General features: G+C 41.3%; 22 protein-coding genes. 12 read left to right on the top strand and 10 right to left on the bottom strand.

All coding sequences use genetic code 11. The features are described 5' to 3' along the window. Positions 1–78 precede the first annotated feature (78 nt). From serC to pyrF, 8 genes are all read left to right on the top strand, one after another. Positions 79–1,161, top strand: coding sequence for a 3-phosphoserine/phosphohydroxythreonine transaminase (gene serC / locus PHAL_RS0104465; RefSeq protein ID WP_016707222.1), 1,083 nt, complete (start codon positions 79–81; stop codon positions 1,159–1,161). Then, positions 1,161–2,438 carry a 3-phosphoshikimate 1-carboxyvinyltransferase gene (aroA, locus tag PHAL_RS0104460; protein ID WP_016707221.1) on the top strand — a complete coding sequence of 426 codons (1,278 nt, stop codon included), beginning with the start codon at positions 1,161–1,163 and terminating at the stop codon, positions 2,436–2,438. Before serC ends, aroA begins: the two co-directional genes overlap by 1 nt. Positions 2,439–2,545: 107 nt before the next feature. After that, positions 2,546–3,256: a (d)CMP kinase gene (cmk, locus tag PHAL_RS0104455; protein WP_016707220.1), complete on the top strand. Its 711-nt coding sequence runs from the start codon at positions 2,546–2,548 to the stop codon at positions 3,254–3,256. Positions 3,257–3,351: 95 nt separating this feature from the next. After that, the gene (gene rpsA, locus PHAL_RS0104450; RefSeq protein ID WP_029216020.1) at positions 3,352–5,019 is read left to right on the top strand and encodes a 30S ribosomal protein S1; all 1,668 of its coding nucleotides are present in this window, start codon (positions 3,352–3,354) and stop codon (positions 5,017–5,019) included. A 62-nt stretch (positions 5,020–5,081) separates the two neighbouring features. After that, positions 5,082–5,369, top strand: a complete 288-nt coding sequence (gene ihfB / locus PHAL_RS0104445) for an integration host factor subunit beta (RefSeq protein ID WP_016707218.1) — start codon at positions 5,082–5,084, stop codon at positions 5,367–5,369. 21 nt (positions 5,370–5,390) lie between these two features. Next, entirely contained in the window at positions 5,391–5,672 is a 282-nt protein-coding gene (locus tag PHAL_RS0104440) for a lipopolysaccharide assembly protein LapA domain-containing protein (RefSeq protein WP_016707217.1), read from the top strand. Positions 5,673–5,674: 2 nt separating this feature from the next. After that, positions 5,675–6,811 (top strand): lipopolysaccharide assembly protein LapB, encoded by a 1,137-nt coding sequence (gene lapB / locus PHAL_RS0104435; protein ID WP_016707216.1) that lies wholly within the window; start codon positions 5,675–5,677, stop codon positions 6,809–6,811. A gap of 35 nt (positions 6,812–6,846) precedes the next feature. Then, positions 6,847–7,551 (top strand): orotidine-5'-phosphate decarboxylase, encoded by a 705-nt coding sequence (gene pyrF, locus PHAL_RS0104430; protein ID WP_016707215.1) that lies wholly within the window; start codon positions 6,847–6,849, stop codon positions 7,549–7,551. Between the two features lie 602 nt (positions 7,552–8,153). Here pyrF and PHAL_RS0104425 read toward each other — a convergent pair. From PHAL_RS0104425 to PHAL_RS0104410, 4 genes are all read right to left on the bottom strand, one after another. Continuing rightward, the gene (locus tag PHAL_RS0104425; RefSeq protein ID WP_016707214.1) at positions 8,154–8,825 is read right to left on the bottom strand and encodes a hypothetical protein; all 672 of its coding nucleotides are present in this window, start codon (positions 8,823–8,825) and stop codon (positions 8,154–8,156) included. 224 nt (positions 8,826–9,049) lie between these two features. Further along, positions 9,050–9,337, bottom strand: a complete 288-nt coding sequence (locus PHAL_RS0104420; protein ID WP_016707213.1) for a hypothetical protein — start codon at positions 9,335–9,337, stop codon at positions 9,050–9,052. A 403-nt stretch (positions 9,338–9,740) separates the two neighbouring features. Then, on the bottom strand, positions 9,741–10,571 hold the full coding sequence (locus tag PHAL_RS0104415; protein WP_016707212.1) for a CvfB family protein: 831 nt from the start codon (positions 10,569–10,571) through the stop codon (positions 9,741–9,743). Between the two features lie 2 nt (positions 10,572–10,573). Beyond that, positions 10,574–11,899 carry a DEAD/DEAH box helicase gene (locus PHAL_RS0104410; protein WP_016707211.1) on the bottom strand — a complete coding sequence of 442 codons (1,326 nt, stop codon included), beginning with the start codon at positions 11,897–11,899 and terminating at the stop codon, positions 10,574–10,576. 200 nt (positions 11,900–12,099) lie between these two features. On the opposite strand from PHAL_RS0104410, the gene trhO reads away from it, so the two are divergent. Beyond that, on the top strand, positions 12,100–13,107 hold the full coding sequence (trhO, locus tag PHAL_RS0104400; RefSeq protein ID WP_016707209.1) for an oxygen-dependent tRNA uridine(34) hydroxylase TrhO: 1,008 nt from the start codon (positions 12,100–12,102) through the stop codon (positions 13,105–13,107). Between the two features lie 333 nt (positions 13,108–13,440). Here the strand turns inward: trhO and PHAL_RS0104395 are convergent, their stop codons facing one another. Beyond that, complete coding sequence (locus PHAL_RS0104395; RefSeq protein ID WP_016707208.1) at positions 13,441–14,280, bottom strand: UDP-2,3-diacylglucosamine diphosphatase; 840 nt, start codon at positions 14,278–14,280, stop codon at positions 13,441–13,443. Positions 14,281–14,384: 104 nt separating this feature from the next. Here PHAL_RS0104395 and PHAL_RS0104390 point away from each other — a divergent pair, with 104 nt between their 5' ends. Beyond that, positions 14,385–14,783 (top strand): DUF3304 domain-containing protein, encoded by a 399-nt coding sequence (locus PHAL_RS0104390; protein WP_016707207.1) that lies wholly within the window; start codon positions 14,385–14,387, stop codon positions 14,781–14,783. 74 nt (positions 14,784–14,857) lie between these two features. Here the strand turns inward: PHAL_RS0104390 and PHAL_RS0104385 are convergent, their stop codons facing one another. The 5 genes from PHAL_RS0104385 to PHAL_RS0104365 all read right to left on the bottom strand — a co-directional run bounded on the left by PHAL_RS0104385 (position 14,858) and on the right by PHAL_RS0104365 (position 20,509). Continuing rightward, positions 14,858–16,582 (bottom strand): proline--tRNA ligase, encoded by a 1,725-nt coding sequence (locus PHAL_RS0104385; RefSeq protein ID WP_016707206.1) that lies wholly within the window; start codon positions 16,580–16,582, stop codon positions 14,858–14,860. 90 nt (positions 16,583–16,672) lie between these two features. Continuing rightward, entirely contained in the window at positions 16,673–17,377 is a 705-nt protein-coding gene (gene tsaA / locus PHAL_RS0104380) for a tRNA (N6-threonylcarbamoyladenosine(37)-N6)-methyltransferase TrmO (protein WP_016707205.1), read from the bottom strand. Between the two features lie 109 nt (positions 17,378–17,486). After that, positions 17,487–18,059: an outer membrane beta-barrel protein gene (locus PHAL_RS0104375; RefSeq protein WP_016707204.1), complete on the bottom strand. Its 573-nt coding sequence runs from the start codon at positions 18,057–18,059 to the stop codon at positions 17,487–17,489. Between the two features lie 234 nt (positions 18,060–18,293). Continuing rightward, positions 18,294–18,764, bottom strand: a complete 471-nt coding sequence (locus PHAL_RS0104370) for an acyl-CoA thioesterase (RefSeq protein ID WP_029216019.1) — start codon at positions 18,762–18,764, stop codon at positions 18,294–18,296. Positions 18,765–18,862: 98 nt separating this feature from the next. After that, the gene (locus PHAL_RS0104365) at positions 18,863–20,509 is read right to left on the bottom strand and encodes an electron transfer flavoprotein-ubiquinone oxidoreductase (protein WP_016707202.1); all 1,647 of its coding nucleotides are present in this window, start codon (positions 20,507–20,509) and stop codon (positions 18,863–18,865) included. A gap of 196 nt (positions 20,510–20,705) precedes the next feature. On the opposite strand from PHAL_RS0104365, the gene PHAL_RS0104360 reads away from it, so the two are divergent. Both PHAL_RS0104360 and PHAL_RS0104355 read left to right on the top strand, forming a co-directional pair. Beyond that, positions 20,706–21,455: an electron transfer flavoprotein subunit beta/FixA family protein gene (locus PHAL_RS0104360; protein ID WP_016707201.1), complete on the top strand. Its 750-nt coding sequence runs from the start codon at positions 20,706–20,708 to the stop codon at positions 21,453–21,455. Continuing rightward, positions 21,456–22,382 (top strand): electron transfer flavoprotein subunit alpha/FixB family protein, encoded by a 927-nt coding sequence (locus PHAL_RS0104355; RefSeq protein ID WP_016707200.1) that lies wholly within the window; start codon positions 21,456–21,458, stop codon positions 22,380–22,382. Positions 22,383–22,495 lie beyond the last annotated feature (113 nt).

The following is a 22,495-nucleotide window of genomic DNA, read 5'->3' as shown; positions in this document are numbered from 1 at the left end:
ACTGACCAATAAAAAGCGGCTTCGGCCGCTTTTTTTATGGTTAAAAAACTTAAGTAATTACTGGAATGAGGAAAGGTAATGAATAAATATAATTTTTGTGCGGGTCCTGCTATGTTGCCTCCAGCTGTTATGGAGAAGGCACAAAAAGAATTTCGTGATTGGCAAGATTTAGGTGTCTCGGTGATGGAAATTAGTCACCGCAGTAAAGAGTTTTTGGCTCTTACAGAAAAATGTGAAGCAAGCCTTCGCCGACTCATGAATATTAGTGATGAATTTGAAGTGTTATTTATGCACGGTGGTGGCCGTGGTCAGTTTGCTGCAGTACCGCTAAATTTACATGTCGATAATAAAACCGCCGTGTATTGTGAGAACGGTGTTTGGTCTAAAGGGGCTGTTGACGAAGCAGTTAAATTTACCGCAGTTACTGAGCTTGATGTACGTAATGACACTAGCGAGCAATTTTCTATCAAGCCAGTAAGCGAATGGCAGTTTCCTGCTGATCCGTCATACATCCATTATTGTCCAAATGAAACCATAGACGGCATAGAGGTATTTGATGTACCTAGTCACCCAACTGCACCGATCGTTGCAGATATGTCATCTACCATTTTGTCTCGTGAATTTGATGTTGACCAGTTTGATTTAATTTACGCTGGTGCGCAAAAAAATATTGGCCCATCAGGCCTTGCCATTGTGATCATTCGTAAAACTTTGCTTGAGCGTGAAGGGGTGGCAAAACCAGGTATATTCGATTATGCACTGGAAGTAAAACAAGGCAGCATGTACAACACGCCACCTACGTTTGCTTGGTACTTAGCGGCAGAAGTATTTGAATGGCTTGAGCAAAATGGCGGTGTAAAAGCCATGGAGCAGCACAATATTGCTAAAGCTGAGTTACTTTATGGCTTTATAGACGAGTCGCCATTTTACAATAATAAAGTGGCAAAGCATTGTCGTTCACGTATGAATGTTCCATTTTGGTTAAACGATGAAAGCTTAAATGCAGCGTTTTTAGCTCAAGCGAAAGAAGCAGGCTTATTGGCCCTTGAAGGCCACCGTATTGTTGGTGGTATGCGTGCAAGTATTTACAACGCCATGCCACTTGAAGGCGTACAAGCGTTAGTTGACTTTATGGCACAGTTTGCCAAGGAGAACAGCTAATGGAACAACTTCGTTTAGAGCCAATTAATAAAGTAAACGGCAGTGTAACGCTACCTGGTTCAAAGAGTCTTTCAAACCGTATCTTATTATTGGCTGCCTTAGCTAAAGGCACTACAGTTGTAGAAAACTTACTCGATAGCGATGACATTCGTCATATGCTAGGTGCACTTAAACAATTAGGTGTACAAGTCAGCCTAAATGACGATAAAACCGTAGCCACAGTACAGGGGGTAGGCGGGCAGTTTTTAACGCCATCTGAACCTTTGTTTTTAGGTAATGCGGGTACTGCATATCGTCCACTTACCGCGGTTCTTGCCGCTGTTAAAGGTGACTATGAGTTAATTGGCGAACCGCGTATGGAAGAGCGCCCAATTGGTCATTTAGTTGATGCCCTACAAGCGCTCGGTGGTGACGTTCGTTATTTAAAGAATAAAGATTATCCACCACTTAAAATTGTGGGCGGGCAAATAAACGGCGGCAACGTTGAAATTGATGGCAGTATCTCGAGTCAATTTTTAACAGCATTATTAATGGCAGCCCCGTTATTTAATGGCGATACCAATATCACCATTAAAGGCACTTTAGTTTCAAAACCTTATATTGATATCACGCTTGATGTCATGGCGCGCTTTGGCATTTCGGTTACACACGATGACTATAAAACCTTTACCGTGAAAGGCGCGCAGCAATATCAAGCTGTTGAGCGTATTATGGTTGAAGGGGATGCGTCATCGGCGTCTTATTTTGTTGCGGCAGCTGCAATTGCAGGTGGTGAAATTGAAATTAAAGGCGTTGGTGCAAAATCAGTGCAAGGCGATATCGGGTTTGCCAAAGTGATGGAGCAGGTGGGCGCTAAGATTGATTGGTATGACGAGCGTCTAGTTGTGCGCAAAGGCCAATTGAAAGGTGTTGATATCGATGCTAATGCAATTCCAGATGCGGCCATGACACTTGCAACAGTGGCGTTATTTGCTGATGGTCCAACCGCTATTCGCAATATTTATAATTGGCGCGTAAAAGAAACCGATCGCTTACATGCGATGGCTACAGAACTGCGTAAAGTGGGGGCTGAGGTTGTTGAAGGTGAAGATTTCATCGAAATTACACCGCCTAAGCACTTTAATGACGTGGCAATTGATACCTATGATGATCACCGTATCGCTATGTGTTTTGCCATGGTTGCAGTCGGTGGTAAGCCTATTACCATTAACGATCCAAAGTGTACATATAAAACATTTCCGACGTTTTTCAATGTGCTAGCATCGGTCAGTCAATAAGCAACAGGCATTGAAATATAAAAAGTTACATACAAAAAGCGGATCTATTGAAATAAGTAACGTATAATGTCGCAGTTTAATTTTGGTGTGCATTGCAGGAGGTTTAAATGCAGGCGTTATTAATGCCCGTGATCACCGTTGATGGCCCAAGTGGTTCAGGTAAAGGAACTGTTTGTCGCTTGTTAGCCGATAAATTAGGGTGGGATGTACTGGATAGTGGCGCGATTTATCGCGTATTAGCACTAGCAGCACTTCATCACCAAATTGCACTCGACAACGAAGAGGCCTTAGTGCCTTTAGCTGCTAACTTAGATGTGCAGTTTTTAGTTGATAGTCACACTAATACTGGAAAAGTGATTCTAGAAGGTGAAGATGTATCAACCACAATTCGTAATGAAAATGTAGGAGCCGCAGCGTCAAAAGTTGCTGCTTTACCACGGGTAAGAGAAGCATTATTACGTCGTCAGCGTGCATTTCGAACAGAAAATGGTTTAATTGCTGATGGCCGTGATATGGGCACTGTGGTATTCCCAGATGCACCATTAAAAATTTATTTGACCGCCAGCGCGCAAGAACGTGCGCGTAGACGATTTGTTGAGTTGAATGAACGCGGTCTTGATGTTACACTAAGTGGTCTATTAGAAGATATTCAAGCTCGTGATGACCGCGATATGAATCGTGCCGTTGCGCCGCTTGTGCCAGCTGATGATGCCATTGAACTCGATACTAGTGAGCTCAATGCCCAGCAAGTGTTTGATAAAGTTATGACTTTAGTAGACGCTGCGATTATCAATGGTAAGCTTCCTAAGCGACGATAAACACATTTTTCGCACCAGCAGGATGCCAGTGCTATTTTAACAACCCCATGCAGCATGGTTGCTTATTGGTATTAATATATGAGACGTATATTCGTATGTCAGAAAATTTTGCGCAGTTATTTGAAGAAAGCTTAAAGGGTTTTGAAGCAGAGCAAGGCTCTATCGTTAAAGGTACAGTAATCTCAATCGAGAACAACATTGTACTTGTAGATGCTGGTCTTAAATCAGAAAGTGCTATCCCTGCAGAGCAGTTCAAAAATGCTGCTGGTGAGCTAGAAGTTGCTGTTGGCGACGAAGTAGATGTTGCACTAGATGCAATCGAAGACGGTTTCGGTGAAACTATCCTTTCTCGTGAGAAAGCGAAGCGTCACGAAGCGTGGATCCGTCTTGAGAAAGCATGTGAAGAGCAAGAGACTGTTACTGGTGTTATCAACGGTAAAGTTAAAGGCGGTTTCACAGTTGAAGTTGATTCAATCCGTGCTTTCCTACCTGGTTCACTTGTTGATGTTCGTCCAGTACGTGACACAACTCACCTTGAAGGCAAAGAGCTTGAGTTTAAAGTAATCAAGCTTGATCAAAAACGTAACAACGTTGTTGTTTCACGTCGTGCAGTTATCGAATCAGAGAACTCACAAGAGCGTGAAGAACTTCTTGCTAACCTTGTTGAAGGTCAAGAAGTTAAAGGTATCGTTAAGAACCTTACTGACTACGGTGCATTCGTTGATCTTGGTGGTGTTGATGGTCTACTACACATCACTGACATGGCGTGGAAGCGTGTTAAGCACCCTTCAGAAATCGTTAATGTTGGCGACGAAATCGCAGTTAAAGTTCTTAAATTCGACAAAGATAAAACTCGTGTATCTCTAGGCCTTAAACAGCTTGGCGAAGATCCATGGGCAGCTATCGCTGGTCGTTACCCAGAAGGTTCTAAACTTTCTGGCCGTGTAACTAACCTTACTGATTACGGTTGCTTCGTAGAAATCGAAGAAGGCGTTGAAGGTCTAGTACACGTTTCTGAAATGGATTGGACTAACAAGAACATCCACCCTTCAAAAGTTGTTTCACTAGGTGACACTGTTGAAGTTATGGTTCTTGAAATCGACGAAGAACGTCGTCGTATTTCTCTTGGTCTTAAGCAATGTATTGCTAATCCTTGGCAAGAATTTGCTCGTCTTCAAAACAAAGGCGACCAAGTTACTGGTAAGATCAAATCAATCACTGACTTCGGTATCTTTATCGGTCTTGACGGTGGTATTGACGGTCTTGTACACCTTTCAGACATTTCTTGGAATACACCTGGCGAAGACGCTGTACGTGAATTCAAGAAAGGCGACGAAATCACTGCTATCGTATTGCAAGTTGACCCAGAGCGTGAACGTATCTCTCTAGGTGTTAAGCAAATCGAAGCTGACCCATTCAATAACTACCTTGATGCAAACAAAAAAGGTGCTATTGTTAAAGGTAAAGTGACTGAAGTTGATGCGAAAGGCGCAACTGTTGAACTTATCGAAGGCGTTGAAGGTTACATCCGTGTAGCTGATATCGCTCAAGAGCGCGTTGAAGATGCAACTACTGTTGTTTCTGTAGGCGACGAGATTGAAGTGAAATATGTTGGTGTTGATCGTAAAAACCGCACTTTAAGCCTTTCAGTTAAAGCTCTTTTCGAAGCAGAAGAGAAAGAAGTACTAGAAAAGCTTAAGAAAGAAGAGCCAGTGTTCGAAAACGCAATGGCAGCTGCATTCGCAAATGCACAAAAAGACTAATTAATCAGTCTTAATTGGAAGGGCAGTGTTGCCCTTCCTTTATCTCTTTTTAAGGAAACGTTATGACTAAGTCAGAATTGATAGAACAATTAGCCGAGCAACATGCACATGTCCCTGTGAAAGATGTTGAAAATGCTGTTAAAGAAATTCTTGAACAAATGGCCGGCTCATTATCAAGCTCAGATCGCATCGAGATCCGTGGCTTTGGTAGTTTCTCATTACACTTTCGTTCACCGCGCACTGGTCGTAACCCTAAGACGGGCGACACTGTTGAGCTTGAAGGTAAGCACGTACCACATTTTAAACCAGGCAAAGAATTACGAGATCGCGTAAACGCGAGTATTGCCTAGTTACTTAGTTGGAGTAGTTACTTGTTTAGGGTATTAAAAATTATCCTGGTAGCAATATGCTTAATTTTTGCATTTGTGCTTGGTTCGCAAAATCCGCAGTTAGTGCAAATCAATTATATTATTGCCAGCAATACTTTACCCCTCGCAATGATAATAAGTATCTGCTTTGCTTTAGGTGTCGCAATTGGTTGTTTTATTAGCTTTAAATTGTTTTCGCAATTGAAGTGGCAAAACTATCGTTTGAAAAAAAAGTTAGCGCCTGAAAAAGACAATAATAAGCTTGTTGCTAATAAAGACACCTAACTATGATTGAGCTTTTGTTTTTACTTTTACCTGTTGCGGCTGGTTATGGCTGGATCATGGGTAAAAACAGTGCTAAAAACCAAGCTCATCAACTTAATCGTCAGATCACCTCTGAATACAGTAAAGGCTTAAAGTTTTTACTCGACAGAGAAGAAGACCAAGGTCTTGAACATCTCATCAATTTGCTTGAAGTTGCAGCAGATTCTGTTGAGCATTATTCAACACTGGCCACAATGTTTCGCCGCCGCGGTGAATTAGATCGCGCAATAAAAATCCACGAGTTACTCCTTAAACACCCAAGCCTTAACGAACAGCAAGCTGCGACTAGCCGCCTTGAACTTGCTGAAGACTATATTATGGCCGGGCTACTTGATGGCGCAGAAGAACACCTTGTTTGGTTAGTTAAAGCACATCATAGTGATGCGTTAGAGCCGATCCTTAATCTATATTCACAAACACGTGAATGGGAAAAAGGTATCAATATGTTTGAAGCACACAGCGATTTATTTTCTAAACCGCAACACTTTAAGGCCATCGCTAATTTTTATTGTGAAGCTGCCTTAATAGAAAATGATCCGCAAATTATGCGCAAAGCAATAAGCCTCAATCAAAAAGCGATTCGCCCATTATATGAACTTGGTAAGTCAGCGTTTGCAAAAGAAGATTATGTAAAAGCGATTTATTACTGGCGAGAGCTGATCTGCAATTTTACCTTCTTTGCGCCCTTGTTTATTGATGACTTAGCGCATAGTTACGAGCAATTAAACTTAACTCACCAATTTCATGAATTATTGCTGCAATTGCTTGATAAAGGCGGTGTACTAATAAAAATAAAACACTGTAAAGCATTACTCGAGCAAGGTCATACCGAGCAAGCAATCAAATTTTTAACTGATAGTTTAAAACGCCAGCCGACTATTCGCGGCTTTAGTTTTTTATTACAGCTATTAGCAAAACAAAATAATGATATTAAAGAAGTGTTAGATCAAATAGATAAATTGGTAACCTCTTATATTGCAACAAAGCCAGATTTTCAGTGCCAACACTGCGGTTTTACTAGCCACACCATTTATTGGGTTTGCCCGTCGTGTAAACATTGGGAAACCATAGTCCCAAGCCGTGGCTTAGACGGTTTTTAATTTTACTTATAATTTCAATTCGTTTTAGGAAAGTTATGTCTCTCGAACAATCTAAAAAAGTTCTTATCGCCCTTGATTATGATGATCAGCAAACAGCATTAAATTTTGTTAAACAACTTTCCCCTGATACTTGCCGTTTAAAAGTCGGAAAAGAAATGTTCACTTATTTTGGACCTACGTTTGTCAAACAGCTGATTGATTTAGGCTTTGACGTATTCTTAGATCTTAAATTTCATGACATTCCAAACACAGTAGCAAAAGCGGTTACTGCAGCGGCCAAAATGGGTGTTTGGATGGTTAATGTTCACGCCAGTGGCGGTGTCGAAATGATGACTAAAGCCAAACAAGCGCTTGAGCAATTTGGTGATAAAGCGCCACTGTTAATTGCGGTTACTGTTTTAACCAGCATGGATGCTGCAGAGCTTACTCGTTTAGGGGTTGATAAAACCCCAGAAGAGCAGGTTATTTATTTAGCAAAACTTGCAAAAGAATCAGGCCTTGACGGGGTAGTGTGCTCAGCACAAGAAGCGAAGAAATTAAAAGCGGAACTTGGCGCAGACTTTAAACTAGTGACCCCAGGTATTCGCCCTGCAGGCAGCGATGCAGGTGACCAAAAGCGCATCATGACACCAAAACAAGCTGTAGAAGATGGCAGCGACTATTTAGTTGTAGGCCGCCCAATCACCCAATCGGCTGACCCAGTTGCGGTTCTTAAAGAAATTAATGACTCGATAAAATAAACAAGCGTTATTTTTATTAGTACTATTACTAATAAAAAGAGCAAAGTTTTTACTTTGCTCTTTTTGTTTCTGGGTATACAAACTTAATAACTTGGCGATGAATAGGTTAGAATTTGGAATTTGGCAGTTGCAGATGGTCGGCACGAGCCTGTAGAATAACTCGATTTTAATTTATTTTTATTGGTGGTTTAACCATGCCAATACTAAGCGCTAAGTTTCCCTCATTTACTTCTCATTCCCTTCTCTTTGTGCAAAAAACTTAGTAATTTATTCACAAAGAGGTTAAGAGGCGCTGCGCTTAAGAGTAATACAGATTCTAGGTTCAAAAGTATTTGCGCGCCTGAGGACACTACTACCTAATAGCCAACGCTTTTCACCTAACAGTGGATTTAGATCACTGGATACGCTGAAGGGTAAGAATTTGCTACTGACGTAAACCTCGCACAAGGCAATGACAACTTGGCTTCACAAGGTTTAGCGTCATTGAGAGATATTTGGAGCAATATTCATTACGGGAGATAAACCGCCCATTGTACTTCCTGTTAATAAAAAAGTGCATGATCGGTGGTGTGGGGGCTGGAAGAGACTTCCAGGCTACCCGATTATGCTTTGGTTTCCGCTACGCTAAGCTCTTCAATAATATACTCCACAACCTCCGACAGGTATGAGAAAGGCTGCTCCCCATTAAAAACTTTTTCACAATCCTCTGAGTTTGCTTTAGTAACTAAAGTTTTGTCATTACTCTTTGGCACATACTTAAGAATTACTTTATCAGATTTTGATAAAACCCATAATTGATATACAAATTGAGAAGCATGTAACGCTCGCTGTAAAGATAAATCATCTGTAACATCACACAGTTTAGCAAATGCTTTATCAGTGGTTATTTCTAACTCAGTAACCTCAAATCCTTGCGACGCAGCACCAACACAAAATTGAAATGATTCATCATCTTCTTTTCTTTTGAATCCTTTACAGTGTGAAGATAATGAATCGGCATTATCTAGCACGAAGATTGTTTGTGATGTCCTAACTGCTGAGAACAATAAGAATACTGCTTGTGCGACAGCGAAAAGTTCTTCTCTAGTTAGAGTGATCTCATGTTGGTTTCTTGAGCCATATTTGCAAACAATATGATTATCATCAGTGTTGACAGAGAAGTGTTGTGCGATGTTTCGCCATTGATTCAGCGGAACCATCCAAGGTGGAAGCGTAAATATGTTATCGTCTTCTAGTTTGCTTGATAGTTGGTTTACTACTTTACCTAAACTCATTGATGCAACTTGCGAGTATGATACTTCAGCACCATTAAAAGATGAAACAAGATGGAAAAGTTCTTTAAGATATACTTGAAGGGTACCTTCAATTACAGCCCCTATATTTCGAAGTAGCTCATATGCATAATCGTCTAGCGGTAACTCAGACTTATGATATTCAAACTTAGCTGCACTCCAATAAAGTGATAATGCTTTGCCGATACTTTGCTCCCATTGAGCAACTATTTCAGCACCTTTGTTTCATCTTTTGCTAAGACGTTACGCCTCATATCAAGCGTTTTTTCGTAAACAGATTTCGACCAGTCATTCATTTTTACTTTTGTTACGTTGACCGATTCGACAGTTAACAGATCTAATCCATATCGCTTGAGCATGCTTTGATTCTCAAACTCACCGATTAGAGCTTCATTTATTGAACCTCTAATATCTTCTGTTGTATAACCAGCCTCATAAGCCTGCAACAGAGGGCTAAATGCTCTTACGCCTTCTAATAATCGACTATAACTCAATTAAAATCTCTTTCTCATAAAAACATAATAGTATATTGAACACCATTGTGGTGGTTTATAACACACCAAAGCGGCGTATATTACATACCCTGATAATTTCACCAAAAATTACTTTTGTAAACAGTTAATTAAAATCGCTAAAATACAAGGGGTATTATTTTTCACCAAAACGGCGGTTAATAATGTTATTGGACAAAATTAGGCTTCTACTCAAAGAAGTAGGAATAAATTTAACTTTTTAGTGTCTGCTTCGCGCTCATTGCTGTCATTGGTGCTTATAAAACAAAAAAGAGCAAAGTTTTCACTTTACTCTTTTCTATATCAATATTAAATTTACCGCTGACCGCTGACCGCTGACCGCTGACCGCTGACCGCTGACCGCTGACCGCTGACCGCTGACCGCTTACTTAACCCTAATAGCCTTTGCTTCAATATCAATTAAACCTTGCTTAAACAAACCACCAATGGCTTTTTTGTAGTTTGCTTTGCTGGTAGAGAACACCTTTTTAATAAGTTCAGGATCGGATTTATCGCCAATGGCGAGCACGCCACCTTCTTGTTTTAACTTATCCATGATCTTTTCGCCAAGCTCGCTTACTTTAGCCATGCCTGGTTTTTCTAGGATAACGTCAATCTTACCGTCTTCACGTACTTTTTGAACATAACCTGTTAAACGTTGGCCTACAAACATGTTTTTAAATACCATGTTATAGAAGATCACCCCAAAGTGAGCTTCTTCAATAATAACCTTGTAACCAATGTCTGTTTTTCCTGCCACAATAAGTTGCACTTCTTGCAGTGGTGCATACTCAGGCTCTGTTTTATTCAGAAAACGATTAAAGTTATTAGATGCACAAATACGGCCGCTGGCATTATCTAAATATAAACGCACGAGGTAAGAATAACCTTCCTGCATTCTTGGTTTTTGTTCGTTGAATGGGGCAAGTACGTCTTTTTCAAGTCCCCAATCTAAGAAAGCACCAATGCTGTTTATTTCTTTAACACGAAGTAGGGCGTATTCACCCACTTGAGCTAGCGGCTTTTTCGTTGTCGCAGTGGCGAGATTAGCGTTATCTAAAAAGATAAACACACTAACACTGTCGCCAGCTTCAAGTTCATGTTTAATTTCATGACTTGGTAGAAAAACTTCGCCTAGCTCATGGCCGTCGAGGTACGCGCCTTCGTTACTTACTTCGTTTACAAATAAGGTTTGGGTAGTTCCGAGGTAACTCATTTTTATTCCTGTTCTGGCTTTTTACGGCGGCGCATAGGCGCATCACCATCAATGTTTAACGGCGCTTTTATTGGTGCTTGAGGCTGCTTTGGTTTCACTTTACGTTTAGTAACTGACTTAGCTTTAGGCTTGGCTTTTTGCGAAGTTGCTTTTCCTGCGACTGGTTTTGCTTCTCGCAATCCTTTGAATTTGCCCGTTAAACCTGCCACTGTATGAAATTCAAGCTCATCATTTAAAAAGGATTTAATGGCTTTATAGCTTGGCCAATCTTTAGGGCCTACTAAAGAAATAGCCGTTCCTTTAAAGCCTGCGCGACCGGTACGACCGATGCGGTGTACGTATTCTTCAGCATGTTTTGGTAAATCAAAATTAATTACATGGGTGACGCTTAATAAATCAAGGCCACGAGATGCAACATCAGTGGTGATTAAAATTTTAAAGTTTTCGCGGCTAAAAGCGTCCATGATATCGAGACGTTTACTTTGCGTTAGATCACCGGCGAGCGCTTGTGCTTTTAAACCTTTACTGAGCAATAATTCACTTAAACGTGTGGTATCAGCGCGTGTGGCCGTAAAAATAATACATTGACCAACATTATCCTGTTTTACAAAGTGTTCAAGCAAGGCTTCTTTATGATCTAAGTGATCTGCTAAATATAAGCTTTGCTTGATATCTGAATGCTGCTCGTTTGCTGCACTGAGCATAATTTGCTTTGGATTTTTTAATAAATTGCGAGAGAGCGCATCAACTTGAGCATGATCTAAGGTTGCAGAAAATAACAGAGTCTGGCGCAAGCGGTGATCGGCCAATTCGTTGATCATTTTAAGTTGTTCGGTAAAACCTAAATCTAAAATACGGTCGGCTTCATCAAAAATTAACAGCTCCAACCCACTTAACTGCAACGAGCGCTGGGTTAAGTGATCGGCTAATCGCCCTGGTGTGGCAATAACAAAATGTGGGTCATTACGCAGTGCTTTAATTTGATCATTAAAGTTTTCACCGCCAAGAATTTTAACGGCTTTAATATTGGTACCGGCGATAAGCAACCTAAGTTGGGTAAAAACTTGGGTCGCGAGTTCTCGCGTTGGAGCAACAATTAATACACGTGGGTCACGTTTACTGAGGGCCTTTTGTTTCATCACTCGTTGAACAGCGGGTAATAAAAACGCTAACGTTTTACCTGAGCCCGTTTTAGACTGAGCGAAAATGTCGTGGCCAGCAAGCGCTGTAGGCACAGCATGAGCTTGAATATCAGTGGGCTGAGTGATGCCTTGATGCGCAAGCTGTGTTTCAAGGCGAGTATCAATCCCAAGATCAGTAAAGTGCAAAGTGTGTTTCTCCAAATTGAGCAAGTCGTTGGCAATTTGCCAAAAATAATGCACCTATTATAGCGTAGTAGGGTGTTGCGCTAACAGTAAAAACCAATGAATCGCGGCTTTTTTTGCATTTAATTTGAAAAAGCGTAAAATACGCGCCCCAATGCGCCGGATTTACGATTCGGTTTTGAAAAAGCAAAATAGGAAAACCCATGACAGCCATTCATAAAGATAATGTCACCAGTGCGCACTTTGTTGTGTGTGCTTTGTATAAATTTGTCGCTTTACCTGAGTTTGAAGCACTGCGCCAACCACTGCTTGATGTAATGGAAGCCAATGAAGTACGTGGTACTTTGCTGATCGCCGCTGAAGGCATCAATGGCACTGTTGCAGCTAAACGTGAAGGCATTGACAACTTATTAGCGTGGCTTGATAAGCAACCAAACTTAGACAATATCGTCTCTAAAGAATCATACGATGATGAATGCCCGTTTTACCGCACTAAAGTAAAATTAAAAAAAGAAATCGTGACTATGGGTGTTGAAGGCGTTGACCCGTTAAAAGTGGTTGGCAGCTATGTAAAACCAAAAGATTGGAATGCGCTTATTTCTGATCCTGAGGTTATTTTAGTTGATACTCGTAACGATTATGAAATTGAAATCGGTACTTTTCAAAACGCGATAGATCCAAATACTAAAACGTTCCGCGAGTTTCCACAATGGGCGAAAGAAAACCTTGATCCAAGCAAGCATAAAAAAGTAGCCATGTTTTGTACTGGCGGGATCCGCTGTGAAAAATCCACCGCTTATATGAAAGAGCAAGGTTTTGAGGATGTATATCATCTTGAAGGCGGCATTTTAAAATACTTAGAAGAAGTGCCAAAAGAAGAGACCATGTGGGAAGGTGAGTGCTTTGTATTTGATAACCGCGTTGCGGTCGATCACGACTTACAAAAAGGCTCATATGATCAGTGCCATGCCTGTCGTATGCCAATCACTGAAGACGAAAAGTTAAAAGCTGAATACATGGAAGGCGTTTCGTGCCATCACTGTATTGATGATGTGACCGACGAGCAAAGAGCACGATTTGCTGAACGTCAAAAGCAAATTGAATTAGCGCAAGCTCGCGGTGAAGGCCATATTGGCAACGAAGCGCAAGCTGTTTTACAAAAACGTAAAGAAGCCAAAAAAGCGCAAAAAGACGCACAGCGTAAAAAGTAATTTAGCGTTACCTGCATTAAATGTAAAAGCCTCAGCATTGTCTGGGGCTTTTTGTTTTTAGGCTCAGACGCCTTATACCAATCAACTTAAATAGTTAACCATTCTAGCGGGCTAAATAAAGCGCTAACTGCTTTATAAATTTTTCATGCAGAACAACTACATGTCAAAATTTCTGCCTTGTTATCACTGTATTTACCTGTCGCTATAAATGGTCAGTAACTTAACACGATTGGTATTAATATTTTTGAATTAAATACAAAATTAAGTATTTGAGCGCTATTGTAAATAACTAACACGGCTGGAGTTTTCTAGCCCACAGCCGTGAAGCTTATGTTAAGCTGCTGTTTTTGCTTTCGCCGTTGCGGCGGTTGTTAGTTTATCGATCGAGGCGATATCTGCGGAGTTAATTACTTTTTGAGTTTCTGACCAATGGAGTAACTCAATTCGGCCATTTTCTTGCTCAACTAACGCAGTGCAATTTTCTATCCAATCACCATCATTACAATAAACAATGCCATCAACAACTTTTAATTGTGGATGGTGGATATGGCCGCAGATTATCCCATCAACACCTTGTTTTTTGGCTTCATGGATTGCGGCATTTTCAAATGCTTCTATGGCTTCTCGAGCTTTGTGAACACGCGCTTTGATCCATGATGCTAGTGACCAATAGTTACCACCATATAAACGGCGTATGCGGTTAGTCCAACGATTTAAAAATAACAAAAAGTCATAGCCCGCATCACCTGCAATACTAATTAATTTGTTATACCGCGTGGCGGAATCAAAATCATCACCATGAACGAGTAGAAAGCGTTTATTGGCTTTGGTGGTGTGAATAAACTGCTGATGAACTTCAATACCAAATAAGCTGTTATTGACGTATTGCCTAAATGTTTCATCATGATTGCCGGGAATATAAATTACGCGCGTTCCTTGCTCGGCCATAGCTTGAATGCAGGCTAATACTTGATAGTGACTGGGGTGCCAAAAGAAGTTTCGCTTCATTGACCACAAATCAACAATATCGCCCACTAAATAGAGGGTTTCACATTCAATACTATTTAAAAAATCGAGCAGGTAATCAGCTCTACAATCTTTATAGCCTAAATGTACATCGGAGATCCAAACGGCGGGATAGTGCTTTTTATCGCTTTTTTCGGTATCGTTCATAGGTATTTACTCACGGTGTAATAACAACAAAGTTAAGCAACTTAAATGACGTTTATACGACTGTTTGACTAAACATCTATGACAATGAATAAATGGACTAGACAATGACCATGATAAGAAATATCGGCTTAACATTATTGGCAGCTACAACAGGACTTGGTTGCCAGCTTATTACCCCCGTTAAACTACAAGTGAATGGTTTAGAGTTTGAAAATGTCGGCACATCAGCGATGACAAATGTGCAACTGAAAGTTGGCCCAACAGGTAACCAGGTTTCATGTAGCCTCATTGAGCCACAAAATAGCTGCGGTACTGGTTTTCCGTCAAAATGGTACAGTGGTGAGGATTTAACCGTTAATTGGCAGCAAGACGGGCGAAATTATACTCAGCAGCTAGTGTTAGAGTATGCGCAATTTGATGATAGTACCAAACACTACCGTGTGATTGTAAAACTTAGTAGCGCAGGAAAGATAAACGCTGAAATTTTACCGTTTACTCTATAGGGCTCTTGGTATTGAGTGTTATAAAATAAAAAACCGCATTTAAGCGGTCTTTTATTAAGCTATTGCTGTCATTATTAAGCGTTCATAGCCGCTTTTATAGCTGCAACTGCTGTATCGATATCAATCATTAGCTTTTCACCGGTACGACGGTTTTTAAGCTCAACTTTGTTTTCGTCAAGGTTGCGCTCGCCAATCACTAAGGTAAATGGCACTCCAAGTAGTTCCATGTCGTTAAACATCACACCTGGGCGCTCTTTACGGTCGTCAAATAACACGTCTAAACCTGCCGCTTTCAAACCATCATAAAGGTTGTTTGCGATATCAGGAATACGATGCGATTTATGCATATTCATAGGCACAATGGCAATATCGAATGGTGCGATTGGTTGTGGCCAAATAATCCCGTATTGATCATTATTTTGCTCAATAGCAGCGGCTACAATGCGTGATACACCAATACCATAACAACCCATGGTCATAATTTGGTTTTTGCCTGATTCACTCAACACACCGGCTTTCATCGCTTCTGAGTACTTAGTACCGAGTTGGAATATATGGCCCACTTCAATACCACGTTTAATTTGTAAGTGACCTTGGCCACATGGGCTTGGATCACCTTCAACAATGTTACGTAAATCGGCAACTTCATAGTCTGTTACGTCACGATCCCAGTTAATACCACTGTAGTGTTCGTTATCTTTGTTTGCGCCTGCTACAAAGTCGGCCATCACGTTAGCCGTTCTATCAACAATAATTGGCATAGTTAAACCAACAGGACCTAATGAACCAGGTTTTGCACCAATAGCGGCAACGATGTCTGCTTCGCTGGCCATTTCAAGTGGTGAGTCAACTAATGGGTGTTTCTCAGCTTTTAACTCGTTGAGTTCGTGATCGCCGCGTATAATTAATGCTACTAAGCCACGCTGACCGTTTTCGTCTGGCGTGCCGTAAACAATCAGGGTTTTTACGCCGCGATGAGGTTTTACACCATAATGCTTTTTAAGCTCTTCGATGGTTTTAGCGTCAGGCGTTGGGAATGCTTTTAATTCTTTTGCAGCAGCAGGGCGCTCTTCGCTAGGCGCTAATGCTTCAGCTTTTTCAATATTGGCTGCGTAATCGCTACCATCGCTAAACGCAATGGCATCTTCACCTGATTCTGCTAGAACATGGAACTCATGCGATACGCTACCACCAATTGAACCTGTATCAGCTATAACTGGGCGGTAATCCAAGTTTAAACGCTCAAAAATATTGCAGTATGCTTTATGCATTGCTTGATAGGTAGCGTCTAAACATTCATCAGTCAGGTGGAATGAGTAGGCATCTTTCATAGTAAATTCGCGGGCACGCATTACACCAAAACGAGGGCGGCGTTCATCGCGTACTTTAGTTTGTACTTGGTATAATGTCAGTGGTAGCTGTTTATAAGAGCTGACCTCTTTACGCACAAAGTCGGTGATCACTTCTTCATGGGTTGGACCAAGTGCAAATTCGCGATTGTGACGATCGGTAAAGCGCATTAATTCAGGACCAAATTGCTCCCAACGACCTGATTCTTCCCATAAGTCAGCTGGTTGAATGACAGGCATCAGCATTTCAATTGCACCTGTTTTATCCATTTCTTCGCGAACGATGTTTTCTACTTTTCGTAACACGCGTAAACCAGAGGGCAACCAAGTATAAAGACCTGACGCTACACGACGGATCATACCCGCTCGTAGCATTAATTGATGTGAAACGATTTCAGCATCAGACGGTGTTTCTTTCAGTGTTGCGAGTATATATTGACTGGTACGCATGGTTATTTCCGATAGTTATAAAGTTATTATTTCAATAAGCGCTAAGTTTAGCAGCGGTTGCTTTTACACTAAAGCGCTAAGTGTATTTTTCTAGTTTTTTTCTATACTGCTGACGTAGTTATGGCTGTCATTTACCTGCCAACGAATATTAAAATCATACAATGTCATGCCATAACTTTGTTCGCCATCATACTGCTTTTTGTAAGCTGGGCGCGGATCTTGTTTTAATACATTACTGATAAAGTCTTGCAGCTCGGGATAGCTGTGCTGTTTTGCAATAAAATCCAAGCTTGCTTGGCTAAATTCAACGGTCATATCGGTTTCTGGGCGAGTATCGGCAAAACCTGCTGTAGCTTCAATCATCGCATCTGAATATGGCAAGTAAGGTTTAATGTCTAAAATTGGTGTGCCGTCGAGTAAATCTATGCCAGCCAATAATAAACTTAACTGACCATTTTTATATTCAATGCCTTCTAGTTTGACAGCACTCATACCGATTGCATTTGGTCTAAAAGTCGCGCGAGTAGCAAATACGCCTTTGCGCTCGTTACCACCAAGTCGTGGTGGCCTAACCATTGCTGAATAGCCTTTGTCTGCGGTTTCATGAAAACGAAAAAGTAGCCATATATGGCTGAATTCGTCTAACCCACGCACAAACTCTTCACGATTAAAATCTGCTGTGAATACCAATTTAGCTTTGGCCTGTGGCACTAAGCGAGGTTGACGGGGGATGGCAAATTTTTGTTTATAAGGAGAGTGTATATGGCCGATGGCCGTCAGTTGATAATCGCTCATGGGACTCAATTACAGTGAAAGATATGTCATTCTAACCGCTAACAACAAAAAAGGCAGCTTGAAGCTGCCTTTACGGTCAAATAACTTGATATATGAGTGTGGACAGTATCTAGAACATATACTGGAATGATACAGAGGCTACATCCATTTCTGGGTCAAAGTCATCTTCTAGTTCGTAGCGTTCATACTCTAAACGCACTTGCATATTTGTGGTAAATGCGTATTCGATACCGGCACCGTAGAAAACGTCGCCACCACTTTGATCAGCGGAGATCTCGCCAATAGCAGGAAGATCGCTGGTAACTTCAGCATCCCACTCTAGCCAACCACCTTTAGCATATACAGAAAAGCTTTCTGTAATAGGGGCAGCTAAACGAGCGGCTAATGATACACCATCAACTTCGGCGTAACTGTCGATATCGCTTACTTCATCAAAGTTTTGATAGGCAAGCTCTAAGCTCAGGTACTTATTAAATTGCGTACCGACATAGCCTTTGAGCATTTGTGAATCATCGTCGAAATCGATGTCGTTTTCAGAGTCTTCAAACTGAAATGAATATTGGCCGTAACCAATACCTGTGTACACACGTGGGTAATCCATGTTCGTGGTGTCTGCTTGGGCTACATTGTTGAAACCAAGTAATGCCAGTGAAATTGCAGAAAGTGAAATTGCTTTAATCATTTAATAGCTCCTTTACAAAATAAAAATAACGCAATTTAGCGTTGGTTTAGTTCATTTCATTTTATATATAGCATTGTCCGTGCCAGTCGGTTTTTGTTTAAATAATAAGCATAAAGTGCTGTTTTTAGGCGGGAATTCATACAAATGGGTGCTATCTAAGCACCCATTCAGTTTCGTCAGAGAAATGATTTCTCACTGCTATGTAGATTTTACGCAGCGAGCAAAGTTATGGGGTTATGGTTCTGATTTATGCAAGAGTGTTTCGGTTTCAATAGCAATTTCTTTCATTTTAATTGCATAGTTTTCGATTTTCTTATCTTCATCGCTGACGGCTGTGTATGCAGGCACGGCAACGGGGTAACCGGTTTCATCCATGGCAATAAAGCTTATTACGCAGTGATTGGTTTCAACGAGGTTACCGGTTTTTGGGTCGCCACAGCGTACCTGAATAAAAATTTGCATACTGGTTTTTCCGGTATGAGCAATTTTTGCTTCAACCTCAACAATTTGACCAACGAGAATAGGGCGCCTGAACTTAACACCCGCAACAGAGACGGTGACACAGTAACGACCACTCCAACCCGCTGCACAGGCATAACCTGCTTGGTCAATCCATTTCATGACCACGCCCCCATGGACTTTACCACCAAAGTTAACATCAGTGGGCTCAGCTAAAAAACGAAATATAACACTCGACGACGGCATAAACTTACTCATAGTTATTAAACAGTTATTATTGAGCATAGCGCAAAAAAGGGGCCGAAGCCCCCTGCAATTTAGGATTTGTTTAAAATTAAAAGTAATTACATATTCGGGTAATTAGGTCCACCAGCGCCTTCTGGTGTCAGCCAAGTAATATTTTGGCTTGGATCTTTAATATCGCAGGTTTTACAGTGCACACAGTTTTGCGAGTTGATCACAAACTCATCTTTGCCTGCAATTTGCTGAATTTCATACACGCCTGCGGGGCAGTAGCGCTGGGCTGGTTCATCAAACTTAACTAAATTGACGGCAATCGGGATAGCCGGATCCTTAAGTTTTAAATGACACGGTTGTGATTCTTCATGATTAGTATTAGATAAAAACACCGATGACAACTTATCAAAGCTTAATTGGCCATCAGCTTTAGGATAACTAAGTCGTGGTGCTTGGTTTTTATCCACTAAGGTTGCATAGTCAGGAGTGTTATCTTTAAAGGTAAACGGTAAAGCACCGGAGAATAAATTTTGATCTAGTGTATTGTAAGCGCCGCCCAAAAACTTACCGAGCTTATGCATCACGGGGCCAAAATTGCGCGATTGGTGTAGTTCTTTATACGCCCATGATTGTGCAAATGCATCACTGTACTCAACCAAGTCAGTATGTTGTTGCTCGTTTGCAAGCGCGGTAAAAATAACCTCAGCAGCAACCATACCTGATTTCATCGCTGTGTGATTACCTTTTATTTTGGCAAAGTTAAGTGTGCCCGCATCACAACCTACCAGCAAACCACCCGGGAAGTGCATTTTTGGTAATGAATGTAAGCCACCTTTAGTGATTGCCCGAGCGCCATAAGCAATCCGTTCGCCACCTTCAAGTACGTCTTTAAAGATAGGGTGATGTTTCATTTGTTGAAACTCATCAAACGGGCTCAAATGTGGATTACTGTAATTAAGATCAACAATTAAGCCAACCACAACTTGATTATTCTCGCTGTGGTACATAAAGGAGCCACCGTTAGTATCGCCAGTTAATGGCCAACCCGTGCCATGCACTACGGTGCCTTGTTTGTGTTTTGCAGGATCAATTTGCCAAATTTCTTTAAAACCTAAACCATAGTGTTGAACTGATACATCTTTATCAAGGGCAAACTGGTTGATTAATTGCTTCCCTAAATGACCACGGCAACCTTCAGCAAAAACGGTGTATTTAGCTCGAAGCTCCATACCTGGCATAAAGCCGTCTTTTTCATTGCCGTCGGTATCAAGGCCCATGTCGCCGGTGACTATGCCTTTGACGGTGTCATCTTCAATAATGAGCGAGTGCGCGCTAAAGCCAGGAAAAATTTCAACCCCAAGGTTTTCAGCTTGCTCTGCCAGCCAACGGCACACGTTACCCATCGACACAATATAATTTCCGTCATTATAAAATGTTTTCGGGGTTGCAAAATGAGGGATTGCCGTCGCTTTATTTTTGTTATTAAACCAGTAAATTTCATCATTAGTTACTTTAGTTGTAACGGGCGCCCCTAATTCTTGCCAATTAGGCAGTAACTCATCAAGTGCAGTGGTTTCAAATACTGCGCCAGATAAAATATGAGCGCCAACTTCAGAGCCTTTTTCAACCACGCAGATCATGCATTCTTGATCTTGTTGTTGAGCTTGCTGCGCTAATCGGATCGCAGTAGAGAGCCCTGCAGGGCCTGCACCTACGATGACGACATCAAATTCCATGGTTTCGCGTTCGACCATAATAACCTCTTGTGTGTGACGGAGCCGTACCTTTGGCTAAGGCCATTTCATACTTGCAAATGAAACGTTACAGGCTGTGAATAGTTTAAGGTTATTTTAGGTTGACGTTTACGTCAACAGGAATTAGTCTGAATTCATAAAATAAATAGGTTGACGTACACGTTAGCTTGTAGGTTTAAATAATTATGGAGTTCCTATGAAAGTTCTCGTTCCAATAAAAAGAGTCATCGACTACAACGTAAAAGCACGCGTTAAGGCAGATAACAGCGACGTTGATCTAACCAATGTAAAAATGGCACTCAACCCATTTTGCGAAATAGCCATTGAAGAAGCTATTCGTCTAAAAGAAGCGGGCACTGCAACCGAAGTCGTTGCTGTAACCATTGGCACTAAAGCATCGCAAGAACAATTACGTACTGCGCTGGCACTCGGCGCAGATAAAGCCATTCATGTTGAAACGGACGAAAAGCTAGAATCACTTCACGTTGCTAAACTGCTTGCAAAAATTGTTGAGCAAGAAAGTCCTGAGCTGGTGATTTTAGGTAAGCAGTCAATCGATTCTGACAACAACCAAACCGGGCAAATGCTGGCTGCATTGACAGGCCGTGGGCAAGGTACATTTGCTTCAAAAGTAGATGTTAGCAATGGTACTGTAAATGTGACGCGTGAAGTAGATGGCGGCTTACAAACGGTGGCGTTAAAACTGCCAGCCGTTGTGACAACTGATTTACGTTTGAATGAACCACGCTATGCGTCATTACCTAATATTATGAAAGCAAAGCGTAAACCGCTTGAGGTGATTGCAGCAGACAGTCTAGGTGTTGATTTAACACCACGCATCCAACTTGTTGCAGTGAATGAGCCTGCTAAACGCAGTGGCGGTATTATTGTTGACGACGTAGCGCAGTTAGTTGATTTGTTAAAAACTCAAGCGAAGGTGATTTAAATGAAAACATTAGTTATTGCTGATCATGATAATGGCGTTTTAAAGCCTGAAACATCAAAAACGATTAATGCGGCGCTAAAGCTTGGTTTTCCTGTGAATGTGCTCGTCGCTGGTGAAAGTGTTGCACCGATGAGTGAACAGATTGCCAGTATCGAAGGTGTGAATAGTGTACTTATCGCAGATAACAGTGAATATGCCCAGCAATTGGCTGAGAACATTGCAGATTTAGTGGTATCACTGGCTGCTGACTACTCTCATATTGTTGCCAGTGCGACCACAACCGGTAAAAACTTTATGCCGCGAGTGGCTGCTTTACTTGATGTTGCACAAATTTCAGAAATTATTGATGTGGTTGATGCCGATACCTTTAAACGACCTATTTATGCTGGTAATGCCATCGCAACTGTAAAATCACTTGATAGTAAAAAAGTCATCACTGTACGTGCAAGTAGCTTTGATCTGCAAGGTACGCAAGCACCGGCTGAATGTGTCACGATTGATGCGGTATTTAGCAGTGAATTAAGCAGTTTTGTTAGTGTTGAGCAAACTGAATCTGAGCGCCCAGAATTAACCGCTGCACAAGTGGTGATCTCAGGTGGCCGTGGTATGCAAAACGGTGAGAATTTCTCATTATTGCATGGCATTGCCGATAAACTTGGCGCTGCAATTGGTGCATCACGCGCCGCGGTGGATGCGGGCTTTGTACCAAACGATATGCAAGTAGGCCAAACAGGTAAAATTGTTGCCCCTAACTTATATATTGCCGTTGGTATTAGTGGTGCAATTCAGCATTTAGCGGGCATGAAAGATTCAAAAGTGATAGTTGCAATCAATAAAGACCCCGACGCGCCGATTTTCCAAGTAGCAGATTATGGCTTAGTCGCAGATTTATTTGACGTACTACCAGAGCTTGAACAAGCACTCTAATCTACTTTATTCTGGTTGTTAAAAGCTGTTGTGATTGGTTCGCTGATCACGCAGCTTTTTTCTTTTTATGGCTTTTTTGCACAAAATATCAGCTCACGCTAAGCTATTGCTGT

Source organism: Pseudoalteromonas haloplanktis ATCC 14393 (assembly GCF_000238355.1).
GTDB lineage: Bacteria > Pseudomonadota > Gammaproteobacteria > Enterobacterales > Alteromonadaceae > Pseudoalteromonas > Pseudoalteromonas haloplanktis.
The sequence above is the reverse complement of the archived record's forward strand: the minus strand, read 5'-3'. Positions and strand labels throughout refer to the sequence as shown.